At 57.3% G+C, this 20539-nt stretch carries 19 protein-coding genes and 1 tRNA gene; 3 read left to right on the top strand and 17 right to left on the bottom strand.

Annotated elements, in window-relative coordinates; genetic code table 11:
- Window positions 1-29: 29 nt before the first annotated feature.
- From pepV to HOP44_RS08975, 3 genes are all read right to left on the bottom strand, one after another.
- The gene (gene pepV / locus HOP44_RS08985) at window positions 30-1436 is read right to left on the bottom strand and encodes a dipeptidase PepV (RefSeq protein ID WP_172252552.1); all 1407 of its coding nucleotides are present in this window, start codon (window positions 1434-1436) and stop codon (window positions 30-32) included.
- A 40-nt stretch (window positions 1437-1476) separates the two neighbouring features.
- The gene (locus HOP44_RS08980; protein ID WP_172252550.1) at window positions 1477-4092 is read right to left on the bottom strand and encodes an ATP-binding protein; all 2616 of its coding nucleotides are present in this window, start codon (window positions 4090-4092) and stop codon (window positions 1477-1479) included.
- Between the two features lie 176 nt (window positions 4093-4268).
- A tRNA-Leu gene (locus HOP44_RS08975) sits at window positions 4269-4352 on the bottom strand.
- A gap of 153 nt (window positions 4353-4505) precedes the next feature.
- Here HOP44_RS08975 and HOP44_RS08970 point away from each other — a divergent pair.
- Window positions 4506-4997 carry a YhjD family protein gene (locus HOP44_RS08970; protein WP_172252548.1) on the top strand — a complete coding sequence of 164 codons (492 nt, stop codon included), beginning with the start codon at window positions 4506-4508 and terminating at the stop codon, window positions 4995-4997.
- 206 nt (window positions 4998-5203) lie between these two features.
- Here the strand turns inward: HOP44_RS08970 and HOP44_RS08965 are convergent, their stop codons facing one another.
- The 9 genes from HOP44_RS08965 to HOP44_RS08925 all read right to left on the bottom strand — a co-directional run bounded on the left by HOP44_RS08965 (window position 5204) and on the right by HOP44_RS08925 (window position 12992).
- Window positions 5204-5446, bottom strand: a complete 243-nt coding sequence (locus tag HOP44_RS08965; RefSeq protein ID WP_172252546.1) for a hypothetical protein — start codon at window positions 5444-5446, stop codon at window positions 5204-5206.
- 120 nt (window positions 5447-5566) lie between these two features.
- Window positions 5567-5896 carry a hypothetical protein gene (locus HOP44_RS08960; RefSeq protein ID WP_172252544.1) on the bottom strand — a complete coding sequence of 110 codons (330 nt, stop codon included), beginning with the start codon at window positions 5894-5896 and terminating at the stop codon, window positions 5567-5569.
- A gap of 92 nt (window positions 5897-5988) precedes the next feature.
- Window positions 5989-6561 (bottom strand): xanthine phosphoribosyltransferase, encoded by a 573-nt coding sequence (locus HOP44_RS08955; protein WP_172252542.1) that lies wholly within the window; start codon window positions 6559-6561, stop codon window positions 5989-5991.
- Between the two features lie 114 nt (window positions 6562-6675).
- On the bottom strand, window positions 6676-7818 hold the full coding sequence (locus HOP44_RS08950) for a glycosyltransferase (RefSeq protein ID WP_172252541.1): 1143 nt from the start codon (window positions 7816-7818) through the stop codon (window positions 6676-6678).
- A gap of 105 nt (window positions 7819-7923) precedes the next feature.
- Window positions 7924-8685 (bottom strand): pseudouridine synthase, encoded by a 762-nt coding sequence (locus tag HOP44_RS08945; protein WP_172252540.1) that lies wholly within the window; start codon window positions 8683-8685, stop codon window positions 7924-7926.
- On the bottom strand, window positions 8682-10352 hold the full coding sequence (locus HOP44_RS08940) for an RsmB/NOP family class I SAM-dependent RNA methyltransferase (RefSeq protein WP_172252539.1): 1671 nt from the start codon (window positions 10350-10352) through the stop codon (window positions 8682-8684). The genes HOP44_RS08945 and HOP44_RS08940 overlap by 4 nt, the downstream gene beginning before the upstream one ends.
- Before the next feature lie 190 nt (window positions 10353-10542).
- A complete protein-coding gene (locus tag HOP44_RS08935) occupies window positions 10543-11067 on the bottom strand; it encodes a DUF309 domain-containing protein (protein ID WP_172252538.1) in 525 nt (174 codons plus the stop codon).
- The gene (yjbM, locus tag HOP44_RS08930; protein ID WP_172252536.1) at window positions 11054-11869 is read right to left on the bottom strand and encodes a GTP diphosphokinase; all 816 of its coding nucleotides are present in this window, start codon (window positions 11867-11869) and stop codon (window positions 11054-11056) included. Before yjbM ends, HOP44_RS08935 begins: the two co-directional genes overlap by 14 nt.
- Window positions 11870-11900: 31 nt before the next feature.
- Window positions 11901-12992 carry a quinone-dependent dihydroorotate dehydrogenase gene (locus HOP44_RS08925; RefSeq protein WP_172252534.1) on the bottom strand — a complete coding sequence of 364 codons (1092 nt, stop codon included), beginning with the start codon at window positions 12990-12992 and terminating at the stop codon, window positions 11901-11903.
- Window positions 12993-13147: 155 nt separating this feature from the next.
- Here HOP44_RS08925 and HOP44_RS08920 point away from each other — a divergent pair, with 155 nt between their 5' ends.
- The gene (locus tag HOP44_RS08920) at window positions 13148-13285 is read left to right on the top strand and encodes a hypothetical protein (RefSeq protein WP_172252532.1); all 138 of its coding nucleotides are present in this window, start codon (window positions 13148-13150) and stop codon (window positions 13283-13285) included.
- 126 nt (window positions 13286-13411) lie between these two features.
- Here the strand turns inward: HOP44_RS08920 and HOP44_RS08915 are convergent, their stop codons facing one another.
- The 3 genes from HOP44_RS08915 to HOP44_RS08905 form a co-directional block, all read right to left on the bottom strand.
- Window positions 13412-14770: a L,D-transpeptidase family protein gene (locus HOP44_RS08915; RefSeq protein WP_172252530.1), complete on the bottom strand. Its 1359-nt coding sequence runs from the start codon at window positions 14768-14770 to the stop codon at window positions 13412-13414.
- Between the two features lie 129 nt (window positions 14771-14899).
- A complete protein-coding gene (locus tag HOP44_RS08910) occupies window positions 14900-15142 on the bottom strand; it encodes a ferredoxin (RefSeq protein ID WP_172252528.1) in 243 nt (80 codons plus the stop codon).
- A gap of 144 nt (window positions 15143-15286) precedes the next feature.
- Window positions 15287-16516, bottom strand: a complete 1230-nt coding sequence (locus tag HOP44_RS08905; protein ID WP_216667538.1) for a DNA polymerase IV — start codon at window positions 16514-16516, stop codon at window positions 15287-15289.
- Window positions 16517-16715: 199 nt separating this feature from the next.
- Between HOP44_RS08905 and cimA the strand changes: the two genes are divergently transcribed.
- Window positions 16716-18332, top strand: a complete 1617-nt coding sequence (cimA, locus tag HOP44_RS08900) for a citramalate synthase (RefSeq protein WP_172252524.1) — start codon at window positions 16716-16718, stop codon at window positions 18330-18332.
- Window positions 18333-18650: 318 nt separating this feature from the next.
- Here the strand turns inward: cimA and HOP44_RS08895 are convergent, their stop codons facing one another.
- Both HOP44_RS08895 and HOP44_RS08890 read right to left on the bottom strand, forming a co-directional pair.
- Window positions 18651-19388: an exonuclease domain-containing protein gene (locus tag HOP44_RS08895; protein WP_172252522.1), complete on the bottom strand. Its 738-nt coding sequence runs from the start codon at window positions 19386-19388 to the stop codon at window positions 18651-18653.
- Window positions 19385-20473, bottom strand: a complete 1089-nt coding sequence (locus HOP44_RS08890) for a DUF294 nucleotidyltransferase-like domain-containing protein (protein ID WP_425501837.1) — start codon at window positions 20471-20473, stop codon at window positions 19385-19387. The genes HOP44_RS08895 and HOP44_RS08890 overlap by 4 nt, the downstream gene beginning before the upstream one ends.
- Window positions 20474-20539 lie beyond the last annotated feature (66 nt).

Genomic DNA, 20539 nt, shown 5'->3' with positions numbered 1-20539 from the left:
GTTAATCTCTTCTTTCTGTAATAAGATGGTTATTTCGCAAGCTCGTAAATGGCACGCGCATAGATTGCCGTCGCTTTCAGCAGATCGTCGATCTCGATATACTCGTCCGCCTGATGCGCAGTCATTTCTTTGCCCGGGAAGCAGGCTCCGAAAGCGACCCCCTTTTCCATAAACCGGGCATACGTCGCTCCCCCGGTCGTCAGAAGCGTCGGTTCGTCGCCGGTCATCTCGGCGTACGCGGTCTGCAGCGCCCGGATAATCGGTTCATCCTTGGATACGTAATGCGAACCGGATTCGCGCACCTCCGAGATCCGGAACCCGAATCCGTCGATCGTTTCTTCCAGCTGCGCTTTGATCCATCCGTAATCGGCTTGAACCGGACAGCGCGCCGTCAGCCCGATCTGCGTATCGCCTTCCTCCATGCCGAAGCGCAGTACACCCGGATTAACCGTCAGCGGACCCGTTACTTCGTCGCTGCAGGCGATGCCGATCCGATCGCCGTGAAAATCTTCGTGCATGGCGTTCAGCAGGCCGATAAACGACTTGCCTTCCGGCTGCAGCGAAGCGTCCTGAAGGAACAGGGCAAGCGTCGTTCCGGCATTGATGCCCGCCGCAGGCTCCGAACCGTGCGCGGATACGCCGGTCACCGTGAACATGGCCTGTCCCGCATTGATCTCCGCTTCGCCTTTTACCCGGTGAGCCCGGCAGAAGTCTTCGAAAGCTTCGACTAACGGACGGACATCGCCGCTCAGGACAGCCTGTGCGCGTTCGGGTACCATATTGATCCGCAGGCCCGACTCGAACGTTTCGAGCTTGACGAGCGACTTGGTTTCTTTGGGCTGTTCCTTGGGCACGATGGTCGGATTAAACTGTCCTTTTTCCGCATAGATCATCGGGAACTCGGCATCCGGCGCGAATCCTTCGGTAGGCATCCGTTCGTTCGCCGCATAGTAATGCATGCAGCTCATGCCGCTTTCTTCGTCGGTCCCGAAGATCAGCCGGACATTTTTGCTGAGCGGAAGACCCAATTCCTTGACGATTTTCAGCCCGTACAAAGCGGCGACCGTCGGGCCTTTGTCGTCGATGGCTCCGCGTGCGTACAGCTTTCCGCCGCGGATCGTCGGTTCGAACGGAGGACTGGTCCATGTGCCCGCGGCCGGGACTACATCCACATGACCCAATATGCCGATCGTGGTTTCCGGATCGAAGTTTCCGTACTGCGCATGCCCGGCATAGCCGTCCACATTTTTAACATCCAAACCGAGGCTTTCCGTCAGCTTCAGCATGTAGTCCAGCGCTTCGCCGACTGCCGAGCCCATCGGGCGTTTTCTCGATGCGCTGCCGAGGTCCTTGATGCTTTGTATGCGCAGAAGGCCGTCCAGGTCGCGCAGCAGGTCTTCTCTCCGGGATTCCGCTTCTTTTTGCCAATCGATCATCCGTCTGTCCTCCTCAAGGTGTCTATCCGTTTAACAAGCTTTACGATTCGCCTACTATCTTACCATTATTTTTCCCGGAATGCCGAACGCACTTTTCCGCTTCCGTGAGCAATTCGGAGAGACGCTTGGCATCGACGGGTTTGTTCATATACTCGTCCATTCCGGCTTCCAGGCAGCGTTCCCGGTCTCCCCGAAGCGCGTTGGCCGTCACCGCGATAATGTACGGACGTCCTTTTTCCGCCGAACGTTCCCGAATTTCCCTCGTCGCTTCGAATCCGTCCATTCCGGGCATGCGCACATCCATCAGGATCACATCGTACCCCGAACGTCCGAAAGCTTCGACCGCCTGGCGGCCGTCTTCGGCCAGATCCGCCCGGTAACCGAGCCTTCGGAGCAGCCGCTCCATCACGAGCTGGTTGATCTTGTTGTCTTCGGCAACCAGAATCCGCAGCGGAGCCAGTTCTTCGTCATCCGGCAGAACCGGAAGCGCAGCGGACTCTTCGGCCGATTCGGCGGCGTCGAAATCCGGCAGACCGACTTCGACCGTAAACCGGAATACGGAACCGACGCCAAGCTTCGAGCGGACGCCGATCCTTCCGTTCATAAGCTCGATCAGTCTCTTGGTAATCGCAAGACCCAATCCGGTCCCTTCGGACTTGCGCGTCATAAAGTTGTCCAGCTGGTAAAAAGGATCGAAAAGATGTTCCGTCTGCTCTTCCGGAATTCCTATTCCCGTATCGCGAATCCGGAAAACGAGCCTCAGGCTTCCTTTTGGCGCGTCGTCTTCCTGATCCACGGAAACGAATACGCCGCCCGTCTCGGTATACTTGATCGCATTGCCGACCAGGTTGACGAGAATCTGGCGCAGTTTGTTCGGATCGCCGACCACGATTTCGGGCACTCGCGGAGCGAAGGACAAACCCAGCTCCAGATTTTTCGCGCGCGAATCGGCCAGCAGGATATCGAAAGAACGTGCCACGTCCTCCCTCAGGTTCATCGGCTCGAGTTGAAGTTCCGATTTGCCCGCTTCGATCTTGGAAAAATCGAGGATATCGTTCACGATATTGAGCAGCGAGTCGCCGCTGCGCCGGATCACTTCCATGTATTCGCGCTGTTCGTCGCTCAGGCCTTCGGTCTCCAGCAGCAGCTGCGTTAGCGCGATTACGCCGTTCATCGGCGTACGGATCTCGTGACTCATGACGGCAAGAAACTCGCTTTTGGCTCGATTCATTTGTTCCGCCGCCTGTTTCTCGATCAGCAGCCGCTTCTGTTCCGTAATATCTTTGGCCAAAATATAACAACCTACCCGTTCCCCGCGCACGATGATCGGAGCCGTGGAGGTGAGCACTTCCGACTCGCGGCCGTCCGTATGCCGGATCCGCACCGAAGCGCGGCCGCGTTCTTCGCTTGGGGGCGTCTCGCCCAGGATATCTTCCAGCGTCCCTTCGGACATCCATTCGTCAAAGCGTCTGCCAATCATCTTTTCGATCGTCAGTCCCGTCAAATTTTGGGCCGAAGGATTCGTATTGATCACATGCCCTTCCCTGTCGATCGAAAACACGGCATCGTGATTGTGCTTCTTGAGCGACGTGTACCGTTCGACCGATTCCTGCAGCAGACGCTCGGAGTTGCGAAAAGCGGTAATATCGCGATAAATCACCGCATGACCGCCCGGACGGCCGTTTTCGCCGAGTGTAAAAGCGGTCAGCAGAAGATCGAGCGAGCCTCCGCTGCGCGTGCAGCCTTTCGCTTCGGTCCGCTTGGAAGGATCGAGCGATGCTGCCGGCCGGATCACCTCGTTGAAAGCTTGTCGGTCTTCGACTTCATCAAGAAGCCGCAGCCCGATCTTCTCCCGAAGCTCCGGTTCGCTTGCTCCCGCAAACTCCGAGGCCGGCCAGCCAAACACGCGCTCGAAAGCGGCGTTGACATTGACCAGCCTGTTCTCTTCGTCAAAAAGAGCCACCGGGTCGAGATTGTTGGCAATCACATTCTCGAGCTGCCGGACCGTTGTTTCCAGGCGCCTTCGGGCATCCAGATTGCGTTCGTCCATTTCGCGCTGGGCCGAAAGGGAAGGGAGCACCGCACCCGTGCTTTTGCCCGACAGATCCGTACCGGTAAGCTCTCTGTCGGTCATCACGTAGTCGTGCCGGCGCAGCATTTTGATCTGCAGCGCCGCACTGATCGAACCGCTGCCGTAAGCGCAGACCGAGATCATGCGATGATCGTGCACGGTCCGGTCAGCCAGTTCTTCGAAATGCTCCAGCTCGCATTCGACGCCTTCTTCGTTTTTCCAGACGACGTGAGCCCATGTGCGGATCGACGGTATTCGATCCGTATAACTTCCCAGCAGCTCTTCGGAATGTTTCACGACTTTTTTATGATGGAAGCTGCCGTGAACGCCATAAAAATATTCGGCGTCTACGAACACGACCCGTTCCCGTTCTTCTTTGCCAAGCGCACGGAATACCCGGCTGCGGATCTGCTCGATCCGGTCCGGTCTGTCGATCAAAATGGCCAGGTCTCCGCCCTGCGCTCCCGTGATCAAATAAGCGGACGCATTATCGGCATAAGCTTCCGCATCGTCGTAGAGGTATAGAATATGTCCGCCGGCAGATACCCGGACCATCCGATTCAATTCCATTATGCGCTCGCTCATTATGCACCTCGTGACTTTGCATGAATTTTAACTTCTTTTATTATACGACAAAGAAGAAGGCGGAAGATGACGAATTTTACAGGACTGCGCCCCAAAAAAGGCCAAAAATCAAAAATGCGCAAAAAAAGGTCCGCATCCTCTGCCGAAGCATGGAATACGGACCTTTCTGTTCGTGATGCGGTCGAGAGGACTCGAACCTCCACGGGGGTTAGCCCACACGGACCTGAACCGTGCGCGTCTGCCAATTCCGCCACGACCGCTTATTCAATGGCGCCTGTTACGGCGACAAGTCAGATCATAACATGCCTTTTTAATAAAAGTCAATGTATAAAAAAACCACATTCGCTTGCAAGCGCACATGTGTTCGGTTATAATGAAAACAGAACACAAGTTCCTACAAGGTGGTGAAGAGCATGACCGCTGCACAGACGACCCGAGACGAACTTTCACTGATCAAAAGTTATCTGCTGCTGACTCATATTTTGAAAGTATTCGACAACGATGCCAAGAAGCTGGAGTCCGATGCACCGATGCAGGCTTCCCCTTTATATACCGAGATGATCCGGAGCGCTTCGAAATGCGCGGCCGTGCTGTTATCGGGAATCCGGCGCGAATTCAAGAAACGTCATATCCGTATCTGCGAAATCAAGCATACGGACAGCGGCGTCGACGCCGATTATCTCTGCCGCGGCCTTCACGGCGCCATGCATATCGACCGCGAGCCTTTCCGGCAGGAAGCCGATCTGCGCATGCGGGCTTATATGGGACTCGAATCGGCTCCGATCGTAACCGATTCCGGCCGCCATTCGGCGGCTCCGACCCGAAGTTATGCCCATTCTTCCGCAGTTGGAACCAAGGGCATCAAGAAACCTGCCCGCCCTTATTCAGCCGGAGCGTACGCTTAAACTTATCCCCCTCTCTTGCCTGCCGATCTGCTTCGCCCCCCGGCGGCCAGCCGGCAGACGGGAATGATAGATAAACTCCCTTTTTCACCAGACAAAGCCCGCCTTGTACCGGATTTTTCGGCGCAAGGCGGGCTTTTGTGGATCTATCGCATCCGTTCGGAGATCGGCTCAGACTCCGTCTGCCGATCTCCGAACGCGGGACGGGTCTATTCGCTCTTTCCCGGCTTTGGATCTTCTGCCAGCAGGTCGATACGCTCTTCCTTCGACGGTTGAATCGCATAGTTCCGATCCAGCTTGACCACATTGCGGTTCGGTCGGCGAATCAACACATGGGTATCGTCCCAGGCTACCACGATGCCCCGGATATCGTTTTCTTTTAATCCGTCGCGTACGACCCGCACTTTCTCTCCGGACACCCGGTAAGCGTTCAACTGCTCGTCGCTGAGCATGGTGCATTCCTCCTTTGTATCGCACTTTTTCTTTCAATCCAAAAAGCCCGTTCGCGCACAGGGCGCGAACGGGCCGTTCTACAAAACGTACCGCAATTTCAGCCCCGAACCTAAAGTTCGTTAGCGCTGGGCATGTTCTTTGGAATCCGTATTTTCGAACCAGAAGTCAAGCACTTTGGCCGACATCACGCGCTGTTCGACATATTCGACCTGCTGCGTCGTAAACTCTTCTCTCCATGGGAAAGATAGTTCTTCGCACAGATCGGCAAGTGTAAGAAGTTCGGACCAGGCGACATATCGCTTGTACCAGAAAAATTGAGGATGTTCAATCATATAGGGATAAAGGTCATCAAATTCCGTATGCTTACAGTCGAGAGCTCGTTCGAAATGTACCTTGGCTTCATTGACTTTTTGGATGAAAAATTCGCTATTTACCGTTTGATCGCTCATCTTCGTCTTCCTCCTCTCCCTACTTACAAGATATTATACGTAACATTATCGGAGGGGTAAAGCAGGAAATGTAGCTTTCGGTCCAAATTTCTTCAGTCCGCAAAAACGATCCCGTCTTCTCCCAGCGACTGGATTCGCACCAAGGATTCCAAGCGGATTCCCTGATCGCGCAAACTTTGAGCGCCGGATTGGAAACACTTCTCCACTACAATGCCCACACCCACCAGCGTCGCTTCCGACGAGCGGATAATTTTGACAAGTCCGCGTGCAGCATCGCCGTTGGCGATAATGTCATCGATAAGCAAAACCTTATCTTCTGTGTTAATAAACCGTTTGGGCAGCATTAAATCGGTCACGATTCCTTTTGTAAAGGAAGGGACGCGTTCCACATAGGAATCGGGGTCCGCCAACAGTGTTTTCTTGCGGCGGGCGAAGATCATCGGCACCCCGAGTTCAAGCGCCACGGCAAAAGCTACCGGAATGCCGGAAGATTCGACCGTTACGACTTTGGTTACTCCTTCTGCCGCAAAGCGGGCGGCAAACGCCCGGCCCATTTCCATCGTCAGCGCGGGATCGACCTGATGATTCAGAATCGCATCCAGTTTCAGCACCTGCTGCGAGGCAATTACGCCTTCGCGCTTGATCCGTTCTTTTAACTCTTCCACAGCCTCAACCCTCCCGGTCCTGCATTTTCATATGTTTTCGTAAAAATAGCATTTTGTTTTACTTTTTTCAAGATGACACCGCATGTCCGGTCCGGAAATCCGTGTCTTTGCGCTTCACATCGGCTGACGGCTGCGTCCTTCGTAGCTCAGATACAAACGTTTGAGTTCGATCGCCACCCGGTTGAGCGAATAATGCGATTTGGCTTTTTCGCAGGCTGTACGGGCCAATTCATAGCGATAAGCCGGATCGCCGATGACCTGCTCGAGCGCATCGGCCAGCGCCTCCGGATCGTCCGGCGGCACGAGCAGCCCGTTGACTCCGTGTTCGATCTGCTCGGGCACGCCGCCGACGCTCGTTCCGACCAGCGCCAGACAGCAGAGCGCCGCTTCGGCAAATACCGAACCGAAAGCTTCCGCCCGCGACGGCAGTACAAAAATATCGAAAAAGGGCATGAACTCTTCGGGGTGCAGCGTGTATCCGTAAAAAATCGTATCGTCATAAACACCCAGTTCCTGGGCCAACTTCTCCAGTTCCTGCCTGGAAGGACCGTCTCCGATCAGATGCAGCACATACGGACTGTTTCGCTCTTTAAGCAGCGCGCAGGCCCGAAGCAGCACATCCAGCCCTTTGGCCGGCACGAGGCGGCAGACAGCCATCAGCTGCGGCACTTCGTTCTCGTGCGGAACCGGCTTGAACCGGCGCTCATCGTACCCGTTCGGCATAATCTTGATCCGCTCGGGGTGATCGATATACAGTCCCATATAACGCCGGAAAGCTTCCGATACGGTAATCAGCTGCTGCGTCTTGACCTCAAGTTCCCGATAGATGGAAACCAGAAATTGATGTTCGATCCCGCCTTCTTCGATCTTGCCGTTCAGGATCAGCTCCCGCTCGTAGCTGGAGTGTGTCGTCTGCAGAACCGGCGTATCGGGAAATACCGTCTTCATGACAAGCGCGGCAATCGGATGATGCGCATGGATCAAATCGTAAGGCTTCTGCAGTCTGAGACGCGTCCACCACAAATAATCGCGGTACGTCTGCATATATTTCTGCACGACGGGACTGTCAGCGTACCGCTTCCAATCGAAGGTTTCGAATACGACCTCTTCCCGCCCTTTGCCCCGAATCCGCTTGGGCAGCGAAAAAATCTCCATTTCCCAGCGGGCCGAAGAAAACTTCTCCTGCAGATGCGGGATCATCGATGATACGCCCCCCGGCTGTTCGGGCGGAAAAAATAAAGCTTGAAGCAATCTCACAGCCAGTCTCCCCCTTCCGCGCGTCACGCGTTCCTTCTATTGATGATAGCCCACAAGGAAGCCAAAGGTAAAGGGTAAGCAGGCGTAGACCTGTTTCCCAAACGCTTATTCCCCGCGCAGGCTCGCAAGCTCCTCTTCGCTGAGTTCGCGGTACTCTCCCGGCTCAAGCTGCGGATCGAGTACGAGTGTGCCCATCGAGACCCGTTTGAGAAAAACGACCTGTTTGCCTACGGCTTCGAACATCCGCTTTACCTGATGGAACTTGCCTTCCTTGATTGTCAGACGAATCTCGGCGTGGTCTTCGCCTTCCGATTCGTAGCGCCGTACGATTTCCAGTTCCGCCGGCATCGTCTGATAGCCGTCATCCAGCGTAACGCCGGCTTTGAACGCTTCCGCATCCGCTTCGTCGACCGCGCCCAGCACGATCGCCTCATACGTCTTGGGCACGTGTTTGCGCGGAGACAGCAGCTCATGCGCCAGCTGGCCGTCGTTGGTCAGCAGCAGCAGGCCTTCGGTGTCTTTGTCCAGCCGGCCGACCGGGAACGGTTCGAAAGCCAGATATTCGGGATCAAGCAGATCGATAACGGTCCGATCCCATTTGTCTTCGGTAGCCGAGACGACATCCTGCGGTTTGTTCAGCAGCAGATAGACAAACTCCCGGTAGCGCACGGCCTGACCGTCAAGCTCGATTGCCGCCGTTTCGGGATCGACCTGCAGTCCCGTGTCTTTGATCGGCTGGCCGTCGACCGTAATGCGTCCCTGTTTGGCCAGCTTCTTGCTTTCGCTGCGCGTAGCCAGACCCAGATGGGACAAAATTTTGTCGACACGCAGCTTTTTGCCGCTTTTTTGGTTTGTTTCCTTGTTCATCCGTTCCATCTCCATCCTGCCGGATATTCGTTTTTCAGTACGCCCGCGGCCCATTTTCCCCAACCGGCGGAACAGCCGTCAATCGCCACAAGCACATAACCTTTGCTGTCCGCCTTGTCGGCGCGGCATATCCGTTCTTCGCCGAAAGTCAGTGTCTCGCCTTTGAGGTACGAGACGGCTTCGGGCAGGGAAGAAGACAGATTTACCGAACGGACCGACTCACCCGGTGTCAGTGCGGCGGCCAAAGCGTTGGACGGCACGAACCGTCCGCCCGCATTGACCATGCCGAGCTGAAAACCGGAACGGCGCACTTTGAGCCCGCGCAGCCGCTCGGGCTCCACCGGACAGGCGTACGCATAGCCGCCGGAGATCAGCAGCGTGCCGCGCAGCGGCGCGGTCAACTGCGCCGCCAGGAAGTCGAGGCATACGCGGCGCACGCTTTCTTCGGACGCCTCCTCGCGGATATAGGCGTCCTTGCGTCGTCCGCGAGCCTGGCGCGCGGACTTGTCTTCGCGGCGCGGCGAAGCGCCGCGGTCGCTTGTGCGGCCCGGCGCCGCGGGGCCGCCGGTTCTGCGCAGGCCGGCCGGAGACTCGGCCGGCCGCGGTTCCCCGGCCCCGATCACCGGGCCGGGGGAAGCGGCGGCGCTGCCGGAAAGCGCCGCTTGTTCTCCCGTGTGCTCCAGCACGCACACGAAATGCCCTTCGCCTTCGGCGAGATGCGGCCAGATGCGCGCCGCCCGCGCCGTCTGCGCGAGCGCTTCGGGCCGCGAAGAAAGCGGCGGCTCCCCGTCTTCGGCCGCCTGGTGCAGCAGCGGCGACAGCCCGCCGCCGCTCTCGATCAGCCCGGCCGTCCATTCCGGCCGCCCCGGCGCAAACAGCGGCGAGTGCGGCAGCTCGCCAACGACAAAGTCCGGATGGCGTGCGAGAAACAGCGCGATCATGGCCTCGTTCTCTTCGGGCGAGAACGTGCACGTCGAATACACGATCCGTCCGCCGGGCGCCAGCATCGAAGCGACCGTATCGAGAATATCGCGCTGCATGACGGTGCAGACTTCCACCGAATGCTTCTCCCATTGACGGACCGCGTCGGGGTCTTTGCGGAACATGCCTTCGCCCGAACACGGCGCATCGACCAGAATCTTGTCGAAATAGGCAGGGAATTTCTCCGCGATCCGCTCCGGTGTTTCGTTCAGCACAACCGCATTGCGTACCCCGCTCATTTCGATGTTTTTGGCCAAAGCCTTGGTGCGCTCCATACTGATATCGTTGGTAACCAGCACGCCTTCGCCGCGCAGCTTCGCGGCGATCTGCGTGGATTTGCCGCCCGGAGCGGCGCACAGATCCAGTACCCGGTCGCCCGGAGAGACGCGCAGGGCTTCGACCGGCTCCATGGCGCTCGGCTCCTGGATATAATACAGTCCCGTATGGTAATAAGGATGCTTGCCCGGCCGTTCATTCTCGTCGATGTAGAACCCCGTCTCGCACCAGGGAATCGGTCTCAAAGCAAACGGACTGGATGCCCGAAATTCGTCCAGACCGATCTTCAGCGTATTGACGCGCAGTCCCGCATAGCGGGAACGATCGTAGCTGGCGATAAATTCTTCATATTCGCCGCCGAGCCATTGCCGCATACGCGACTCGAACAGCGGCGGAAGCTGAATGCCCATACAATTGTCCTCCGTTCTTCTCTGCCCGGACTTGCGGGCGCAAAACGGCCCGCTCCGCCCCGCGGCTGTTCGCCGCGGCCCTGCGGAGCGGGCCTGTCGTTCAAGGAATCCTCAGCGGAGCCGAAGCCGGCGATCCGATCGGGCGGGGCGCGGCGGGAACATCGCGTTCACTCCGCGCGGCGCGGCCTTCTTAGTCGGCATATGATCCGCCCTCGGCATCATGATCGGCAGACGGCGCCTTTCCCGGTTTGGCTTTGGGACCGCGCGAATAACCGGTACGCTGCGGGATATGGGGCGCAAGGGTCTCGGCTGTGAGGCGGACCCGCTCGGTCAAGGCGGGATCGGCAAGCTCGATCTGAAGCGGATAGAAACCGAACGGTTCCTGCTCGTACCGTTCCAATCGATCCAGGTACAGCCGGGCATCCGACACCAGCTTGTCCAAGCGGATACCCAGCGTATCGGCGGGATACCCGGACAGCTTGCGTATCGCGGTCCGCAGCATTTTGCGCGCCCCCTCGATCTTGTCGTACGCCTGCGTGACGCCGCCGTTGCGGAAATGGTACAGCGCCACGGCGATCTGCAGCAGACCGGAATACAGCGGATCGCGCCCGCGTTCGAGCCACAGCTCTTCAAGCACCTCGTGACATTCGAAGTAGTCTTGGTCCCGATTGAAATAAATCAGGAATTCGACGTACTTCGGCTCATAAAAAGTCATCTTCCGGATCTTCCTCATGCTTGGATGCGATAATGGCTTTGATTTCTTCGAGCATCGCTTTCATCCCGTCGTAGTCGCGCCGCGCGAACAGTTCCCCGAACGAAGCCTGATAAGCGATCGCTTCGCCGACCAGATGGTAGGAATACAGCCGGTGAATCATTTTGAGCAGCGTCGAAACGATATTCGCGTCGTCTTCGAACAGCTTCTGCGCATCGAGAATCTCCTCGCGGATACTGGACATCTCGCTGTCGAGCACCGAAGCCGCCTGAGCGGACTTTTGCAGGCGCAGGCGCATATCGCCAGGCAGACCGCCGCGGTATTTGTAATTGAGCGAATGTTCGATCGTGGCCCAGAAATTCATCGCAAGCGTGCGGATCTGGATTTCGGCCAACACGATTTTCTGTTCGAGCGCGGTCTGCACCGGATAGCGGATAATCATATGGAAACTGCGGTAGCCGCTTTCCTTATAATTGGTGATGTAGTCTTTTTCGTACAGAACGGTCAGATCTTTGCGGGCTCGGATGTACTCGGCTACGCGGCGGATATCCTCCACGAATTGGCACATAATACGGATTCCGGCAATATCCTCGATCCCTTCCTCCAGCCGGTCCATCGGCACATCCAGACGTTCGGCTTTTTCCAAAATGCTGGTAATCCGTTTGACTCGTCCGGTCACGAACTCGATCGGTGCGTATTCCTCGCGCTTTTTGAGTTCGGATCGCATCGTTTTGAACTTGACTTTCAGCTCTTCGACCGTCTGTTCATATGGAAGCAAAAATGTTTCCCAGTTTCTACCGTCCATGCTATGTGCCTCCTTGTCTTCCTTCACCCTTTTAGCGGTGGTCGGCGCCTACCGCCTGGGAGATATGGGTGAACCCGTCTGTCTGCATCAGGCGCTTGAGACCCGTATGCAGCTGCCGATTGATTTCCGGTCCTTTGTAGATCAGAGCCGTGTAGATCTCGACCAGGCTGGCGCCGGCACGAATCTTCGCATAAGCGTCTTCCGCCGTGAAAATGCCTCCGCTGCCGATGATCGGCAGGCTTCCCCGGGTTTGCGCATACACCTGCCGGACAATTTCGGTCGAACGGAAAGTCAGAGGCCGTCCGCTGAGTCCGCCGGCTTCGCTGCGGTTGTCATGCGCCAGTCCTTCCCGCGACAACGTGGTATTGGTCGCAATCAGCCCCGATACGCCGGCGGCCGCAATGGCTTCTACCGTCTGCCCGAGCTCTTCGTCGGTCAAGTCCGGCGCGATCTTGACAAACACCGGCTTCGGCCGGGCGGAACCCGCCTGATCGGCCAGTTCCGCCGTCACGGCGGAGAGCAGTCTGCGCAGCTCTTCGCCGTGCTGCAGACTGCGCAGGTCGGGCGTATTCGGCGAACTGATATTAACGATGAAGAAGTCCGCGTGCGGATAAAGTACCCGGATACAGCGTTCGTAATCGAGATGGGCTTCCTCGTTGGGTGTGATCTTGTTTTTGCCGATATTCACGCCGATCGGGACCGGACGGCTGCGAAGAGCCGCCAGACGGACCGCCATCTCTTCCGCTCCCTTGTTGTTGAACCCCATACGGTTGACCAGCGCTTCGTCGGGCGGAAGACGGAACAGCCGCGGCTGTTCATTGCCGGGTTGACCGGCCGGCGTAACCGTCCCGACTTCCATAAATCCGAAACCGATGGTCGAAAATCCCGGTACCGCTTCGGCATTTTTGTCCAGTCCCGCAGCCAATCCGACCGGAGACGGGAAAGACAGACCCGACAGCTCCGTCGCAAGCGATTCGTCGCGCGGCACGCCGTACAGTCCCTTCAGCAAAGAAAGACCGCCGGGCGCAGCAGCTGCGCGGCGTATGCCGTCAATGACGAGATGGTGGGCCTTTTCGGGATCCATCCGGAAAAACAGCGGTTTGGCAAAGCGTTCATACAGCAAGAGGCTCACTCCCATTCTTCTCTGCTAACATTATTGATTTTACCCGGAAGCCGGTTAAAAGGAAAGCATTCCGCAATGCAAAAACCCTCTTACAATCCGGCAAAAAGAGATTTACAATTATGAGGATACCGATAATTCGAAAGGAGCAGATGACGATGGCTGTCAAACGCAAACCTCCCGCCCTAAAACAGAAAAAGGAAGAGATCAACCGCAAAGCCGCGCTCTGGATCGGCGGCAGCCTTGCTCTGTTCGTTCTTGTCGTCAGCGCCCTGATCGTCTGGGCCCAGCTCTGACGGTCATCGCTTACCGTTTCGGCTCCCTCCCGAAACCAAGCCCTGTTCCGGCCTTTTGGCCGGTACGGGGCTTTTTTGCGGTCTAATCGGCAGCGATCCCGGCTGATTGGGCTGCAGATGTACCGTTCAGTTCAGCCATTTATAAACTTTTTGGTCGTTTGTCTGATCCTGCCGGTCTCCCGAGCGGAAGCGCTGTTTCGGAATCAACAGTTCTTCCGGCAGCACATCGTCCGTCAGCGTCACTTTGGTGCCGGCCGGAACGAGATCGAACAATTCCTCGACATCGCTTTTGTTCATTCGCACGCAGCCGTGCGACTCGTCGCCGCCGATGCTGCCGGGATCATTCGTGCCGTGAATGGCGTAATCGGTATCCGACAGCTGCATGCCCCGACTGCCGAATTCGCCGTTTGACCGGCCGTTCGGATTGACCACTTTGTCGCTGATGGCGTAGGTGCCCGTCGGGGTTTTGCTGCCGCCAAGACCTACTTCGTAATTGCGCAGCAGCACGCTGCCGCTGACGATGGCAAGCCGGTGCCGGCTTCGGTCGACGATAATCTCGAGCGGCTTCTCCAAATAGGGACTGCCGCCGAGCGTAGAAGCCGAAGCCGGGCCGCCGGAAGAAGACGAGAGCGGAAGCTCCTCCTGCCCGTAGGCTTCCCGTTTCATGGCGGCCGTCAACGCGGCAAACGAACGGCTCATCGCCGGCGTGGAACCCGACAGTACATTGTCCGGGAACGGACGATTCAAATCTTTGAGATTTTTCGGAATCTTGCCTCCGTCCGAGCGGTAGCTGCCGATGGCGGAAGACAGGGCCGCCAGACTTTCCTGTTCGGACATCCAGGCTTTGGCCGCTTTGCGCTGCGCCGGAGAAGTCGAGGCTTTGCAGTCGCAAACTTTCGGGTCATAACTGCGCAGCACGCTTTCTCCCGCTTTTTCGCCCGGTTCCACTTCGGCCGCCACCGGCATGCCTTCCCGCCAGATCAGCCACTTCCCTTGACGCTCCATTCCGAGTACCGACGCGCGCACCTTGCGCCCGTCGCGCAGATAATCCGCCGCGGCCGTCCCTAGCGCCGCCGGTCTTCCTTGTTCCGCCGCCGTAAAGACGACAGCGGGAAGCCCGGCCGCAGCGCCCGCCGAGGCATCGGTCTGCGCCGCGAAACGGGGCGCGTCGATCCCCGGCGCTTCCGCATACCGAAAGCCGGCAAGCAAAAGCAGAACCGCCAGCAGCAGCCATTTCCGCCGCCTTGCGGTACGTTTTTCGCGCTTTTTTGCCGCTTCATGCAGCTTCTGTTCGTATTCGACCAGAATATCTTCGGGCACATGCGCGTGCTCGTAGGCTTCGTAGACTTCCTGCGCCTGGTTGAAACAATAATTCGCTTTGCCCGGCTGGCCGTCCGCTTCGTATTCTTTCCCGAGCAGATACCAGGCCATTTTGTTGTCCGGATGCTCGCGCACATACTTTTTCAAGTGGGGAAAACGCGTCACGGCTCTTCCGCTCCTTTGTCACAACCATACGCCCAATGCTCCGCCTCCGTAAAAAAGCGCCTCCCGCCTGTACGTTCAGGAGAGAGACGCTTCTCGGATCTGCCCTGTATTCGGCGCTTGCGAGTCGAATCAGCCTTCTTTGTTAAACGGTTCGTCCGCGATCATGATCGAATCGGTCGGACATCCGTCGCATGCGTCGATCATGTCTTCGTGCATGTCTTCCGGAATGACCTTGACTCCGTGGTTGCCGTCGCCGTCGAAAATAACTTCGGCCAGACCTTCATCGTCGTAATCGTAAATATCCGGAGCGGTCGCGCCGCATGCTCCGCATGCGATGCATGTATCTTTGTCGACCCAGGTATATTTGCTCATCGTTGTTCCCTCCTATATGCGTTCTATCGGCTTCGCCGATTCTCTTGTCAAGAAACTTATTCTTTTAAGAGCCTTTATCCCTCTAACTATAATATAAACGTTTTTTGATTTCAATCACTCTTACGTTTCATTTTCATTCGTTTTTCAATCGTTTTCCGGGCCCGAACCGCGCTCTCCGTGAAAAGAAATCCCGGGCGTACGTCCCGCTTTCATCCGTTTGGTCCCGTCTTCTTCGAGCATGCCGGCCGTCATCAGGGCATCTTCGCCGAATTTGTCGCGCAGTTGGTCCATAATCTCGGTCAATTTTTCTTTTTTGGGCTGCTTTTCGTAATCGAACAAATCGAGCTGGATGACCGATTCGCTCTTGTCCGTCAGGCTCTGTGCGGCTACGCCGAGCAGCCGGACCGGCTTTCCGTCGCCCCAGTGTTTGAGATACAGCTCTTTCGCCTGACGGTAAATTTCGTCGGCCGTCTCTGTCGGGGTGGCAAGCGTCCGGGACCTCGTGATCGTTTTCATTTCCGGCGTACGGATCGTGATCTGCACCGTTCCCGCCAGCAGATGCTGCCTGCGCATGCGCCTTGCGACCTGATCGCTCAGGTTCAAGATAACCCGCAGCGCTTCGGCCGACTCGGTCACATCGTACGGCAGCGTTGTCGTGTGTCCGACCGATTTGCTCGGTTCGGGAACCGACTGCACCTCGGAAAAGTCCTGGCCGTTCGCCGCCCGCTTCATCCAGGCGCCGAATACCCCAAATGAGGCCTGAAGCCGTTTTTCGTCTGTTCGCGCAAGTTCCCCGATCGTCCGGATCCCGAGCCGGGCCAGCTTCTCCGCCGTTTTCTCGCCGACTCCGAATAGTTCCCCGCACGGCCGGCTCCACAGGGTGTAAGGCAGATCGCGGATCCGCAGTACGGAGATGCCGCTCGGCTTTTTCATATCGGATGCCATTTTGGCAAGCAGCTTGTTCGGCGCCACTCCGATCGAGCAGGGCAGCGACAGCTCGCTCTGAATCCGCCGCTGAATCTCTTCCGCGATATCCAGGGGGGTACCGAACTGCTTGGAACCGGTAATATCCATGTAACACTCGTCGATCGATGTCGCTTCGATCATCGGCGTATAACTGTAGAGAATTTCGCGGAAAGCTCTGGAGTAAGCGCGGTACAGCCTGAAATCCGGCTTGATCAGAATCAGCGACGGACACAGCTTCAGCGCCTGATTGACCGTCATTCCGGTTCGCACCCCCTGGCTGCGGGCCGGATAGGAGCTGGTGACGACAATGCCGCGCCGCTTCTCGCTGTCGCCGGCAACCGCCGTCTTTTTTCCGCGGTACAGCTCCGGACTTTCCGCTTCATGTACCGAACAATAAAAAGCGTTCATATCGACATGCAAAATGACCCGCCCTTTGGCGGGGTAATAGCTCTGCACCTCTCCCGTCACCGTCTTCCCTCCTGTTCCCGCGCAAGCGCCAAACGTTTGTTTCCTTATTTTAACGCAAAATTGTTAACCTGCCCACTATACCGGTTTAACGCGTTCATGCTATAATCGACAATTAATACGGTCGGAAGGGAGCAGTTCCATGACACGGTCCATCACGATTTTCGATACGACACTGAGAGACGGCACACAGGGGGAAGGAATCAGCCTCTCGGCCGACGATAAGCTGAAGATCGCCGTCAGGCTGGACGAGCTGGGCGTGCATTATATCGAGGGGGGCAACCCCGGCAGCAACGGCAAAGACATCGAATTTTTCCGCCGCGTGCAGGAGCTGGGGCTCAAAGCGAAGATCACCGCTTTCGGCAGCACCCGCCGCAAAGGCGGCTCTGCCGACGAGGACGAAAATTTGCAGCGAATCGCGGAATCCGGCGCCCAGGCGGCAACGCTTGTCGGGAAATCGTGGGACTTCCATGTTCATACCGCCCTGCAGACGACGCTCGAAGAAAATCTGGCGATGATCGAAGACTCGATCCGCTATCTGAAGCGCCGAGGACTCGAAGTCATTTTTGACGCGGAACATTTCTTCGACGGATTCAAACACAATCCCGGTTATGCCCGTTCGGTGCTGCAAGCCGCCCATGAAGCGGGCGCGGATTGGCTTGTGCTGTGCGATACGAACGGCGGTACGATGCCAGGCGAGATCCGCAGTACGATGGCCGCGCTGGTAGAAGCGATGCCGGAAGCGAAATTCGGAATCCATACGCACAACGACTGCGAATTGGCCGTAGCCAATGCGCTCAGCGCCGTATCGGCCGGTGCGCTGCAGGTCCAGGGAACCATCAACGGCTACGGCGAGCGCTGCGGCAACGCCAATCTGTGTTCCGTCATTCCGAATCTCCAACTCAAACTGGGACTGCCTTGTCTTCCGGACGAAAAACTTGCCCAGCTCGTGCCTGCGGCGCGTTATGTAAGCGAAATCGCGAATGTCCATATGCCGGCCGGTCAACCTTACGTCGGCACCGCCGCGTTTGCGCACAAAGGCGGGATCCATGTCTCCGCGATTCTGCGCGATTCCCGAACCTACGAACATATCGCCCCGGAACTTGTCGGCAATAAACAAAGGGTTCTGGTGTCGGAACTTGCCGGCCAAAGCAACCTGGTCTCCAAAGCGCGGGAACTCGGGGTCGTACTTGATCCCAAAAGCCCGCAGGCCGCGGAAACGATCGGCCGGATCAAAGATCTCGAGCACCGCGGCTACCAGTTCGAAGGCGCCGATGCTTCGCTCGAGCTGCTGCTGCGAGAAGCGGGCGGCGAGGTCCGGGAACTGTTCGTGTTCGAATCGTTCAAGATGCTGGTGGAAAAATCCGCCGGGAAGCCCGTCGTTTCGGAAGCGTTCGTCAAGCTTCGGATCGGCGGAGAAAGCCTCTATACGGCGGGCGAAGGCAACGGACCGGTCAATGCGCTCGACAACGCGCTGCGCAAAGCCCTGCTCCATTATTATCCGCAGCTGACCGATATGCACTTGAGCGACTACAAAGTCCGTGTGCTCGACGACAAGGAAGCTACCGCTTCCAAAGTCCGGGTGCTGATCGAATCCCGCGACGCCGAAAATGCCTGGAGTACGGTCGGCGTATCCGGCAATGTCATCGAAGCCAGCTGGGAAGCCCTTGTCGACAGTATGCGTTATGCGCTGCTTGGACAGGAACCTGCCGCAGGCGCGGCAGCTTTGGAACCGCGTCCGGGACTGCTCAATCATTAACCGGTAAACGAACGACAAAAAAAAGCGGCTTCCCGCCGCAGCGAAAAGCCCAGTATGGGAGGGGTAAACATGGGCAGCAGGCTTTGAGGGGCGCACCGAAGCACGCGTCCGTTCTCGGCCTGCAGGTAAAACGCAGCGGGCGGCATGCAGACCGGAAGGCAGCCCCGGTCTACCGCGTAGCGCCAGACCCGCCGCTTGCCCCTTGGGACATCCGGATCTTCCCCATGTACCCTACATATAAAGCGGATCTCGTCCCCTTCTGCGGGGCGGGATCTTTTTAATTTGGGCGGATATCCGGTTAAAGCCATCCGCGGCCAATCAAGCATTGCTCAGCCGGGCATACAGATCGCCCAGCGTCGAGATTTGTTCTTCGCGTACCCGGTTCATATACCCGCCCCACAATTTCGCCGTCATCAGCGAATCTCCCAGGGCGTGATGGCGTTCCTTGATCTCGATTCCTTCTTCCTGCAGCAGTTCGTCGAGTCCGTAACCGCCTCTCGCCGGGTTGAGCAGCCTGGCAATCATCATCGTATCGATCACCCGATGTGTCAGATGGGCTTTGGACGTTTTCCACAGCGCCGTATTGAGAAACGCTTTGTCGTGCGCGCTGGCATGGGCGACCAGTACCGAATGGCCGATAAAAGCCATAAAGCCATGCAGCGCTTCGATCAGCGAAGGCGCCTGTTCCACCATCTCCGGCGTGATACCGGTCAGATCGGTAATATGCGGCGGAATCTCTATCCGCGGATTGACGAGCGTATAGAACGTTTCGCGCTCGAGCACTTGATCGCCCCGCATCTTGACCGCCCCGAACGACAAAATCTCGTCGCCTTTCTGGCAGTTGAACCCTGTCGTCTCCAGATCGAACACGACGGTCTCAAGCTCCGTCAGCGGAGTGATCAGCGCTTCCGGTCTGCGCTGTTCCCGGCTGAGCGAGCGGATGAACGCCATCTGATGGGCACTTTGTCCCCCGAATACCGAGGCTACCGCGGAAGGAACCCCTCCACTGCGCAGCATGTTCCAGAATCCGCTTCTCGACCCAGCCGGTTCCTTCATGCACGTCTCCTTTCCGCGAATCTGAGCTGACGCTGAAGTTCACGATGCAGCTTGCGCACCCGAATCAGCCCACTCCGCAGTTCGTAAAACCGTTCTTTCTTCTTCAGCTCTTCCTGAGTCAAGTAACCGCTGCTCTGCAGCAGTCCGCTCTTCTCCGTCGATTCCGTCATACCGCGCAGCCGCAGCGCCGTGACAAACGATTCATAGACCGGCTCCAGCAGCGGCAGCGAAGCCGCCTCGAACTGGATAAGCTTCTGAAGCCTGCGCAGGGTCGACGACTCTTCCACGTCGTGCTGGATCGCCAGAAACCGGGCGGCGTTGACAAGAGGAATATACATGCCGTATTTGACATCGAAATCTCCCGCATGGTCGCCGAAGCGTTCGGTCACGACCTGTCCAAGCACGTTCAGCGTTTTCTTGTGCCTTACAGTGTTGCGCAAAATGGCGGCATGCAGCTCCGTATTTCCGCGAAGTCCGTCATAGAAATCGCGTTTCCAGTCTTCGGCCAGCCGTTCGTCGCCCGCTATCCAGCGAAAATCCGAAGCGATAATCAAATATCGGACCGGCTCCCAGCTGAGATCGCTTCTCCAGGCCCGGAGCTGTGCCGACCATTCCGAAGCGGTACGGCGCCATCTCGGCTCCGAACACATGACTTTCCCTTCGCATTTCTCATACCCGGCCGACTCCAGAATATCGGTCAACCGACGTCCGAACTCCGCAAAATACGTTTCTTTGTCTTCATGCTCGATATCCGACAGTACCAATCCATTGTCCTGATCGCTCCAAAGCGTCTGTTCCTGTCTGCCCGCGCTGCCGAAAACAACGAAAGCATAAGAGACGGGAGGCTGGCCGAAGCCCGCCTCCCCCATCTCCCGCTCGCATAATTCGACCGCATGCCGCATCAGATCGTCGTGCATTTCGTTGACCGAAGCGTTCCAGTCCAAAGGATCCGTGCCGGCCTGCGCTTCGATCAGCCTGCGCTGCATGACAATCCGTTTCGCACGAAGCGCTTCGGGGGAACGGATCTGCGATAAATCTTCACGCTGTACGGATACTTGGTCCGTGTACGAGCCCCTCGGTTTCACCGGATTCCCCCTTTCATTGCCCGGCCGCCGCTGCGGTGCCGGTACGCCTTCGCTTCCCGCCTGATT

Source organism: Saccharibacillus deserti (assembly GCF_013618475.1).
In the GTDB taxonomy this organism is placed as follows: Bacteria; Bacillota; Bacilli; order Paenibacillales; family Paenibacillaceae; genus Saccharibacillus; species Saccharibacillus deserti.
This window is presented reverse-complemented; position numbering and strand designations above follow the sequence as displayed.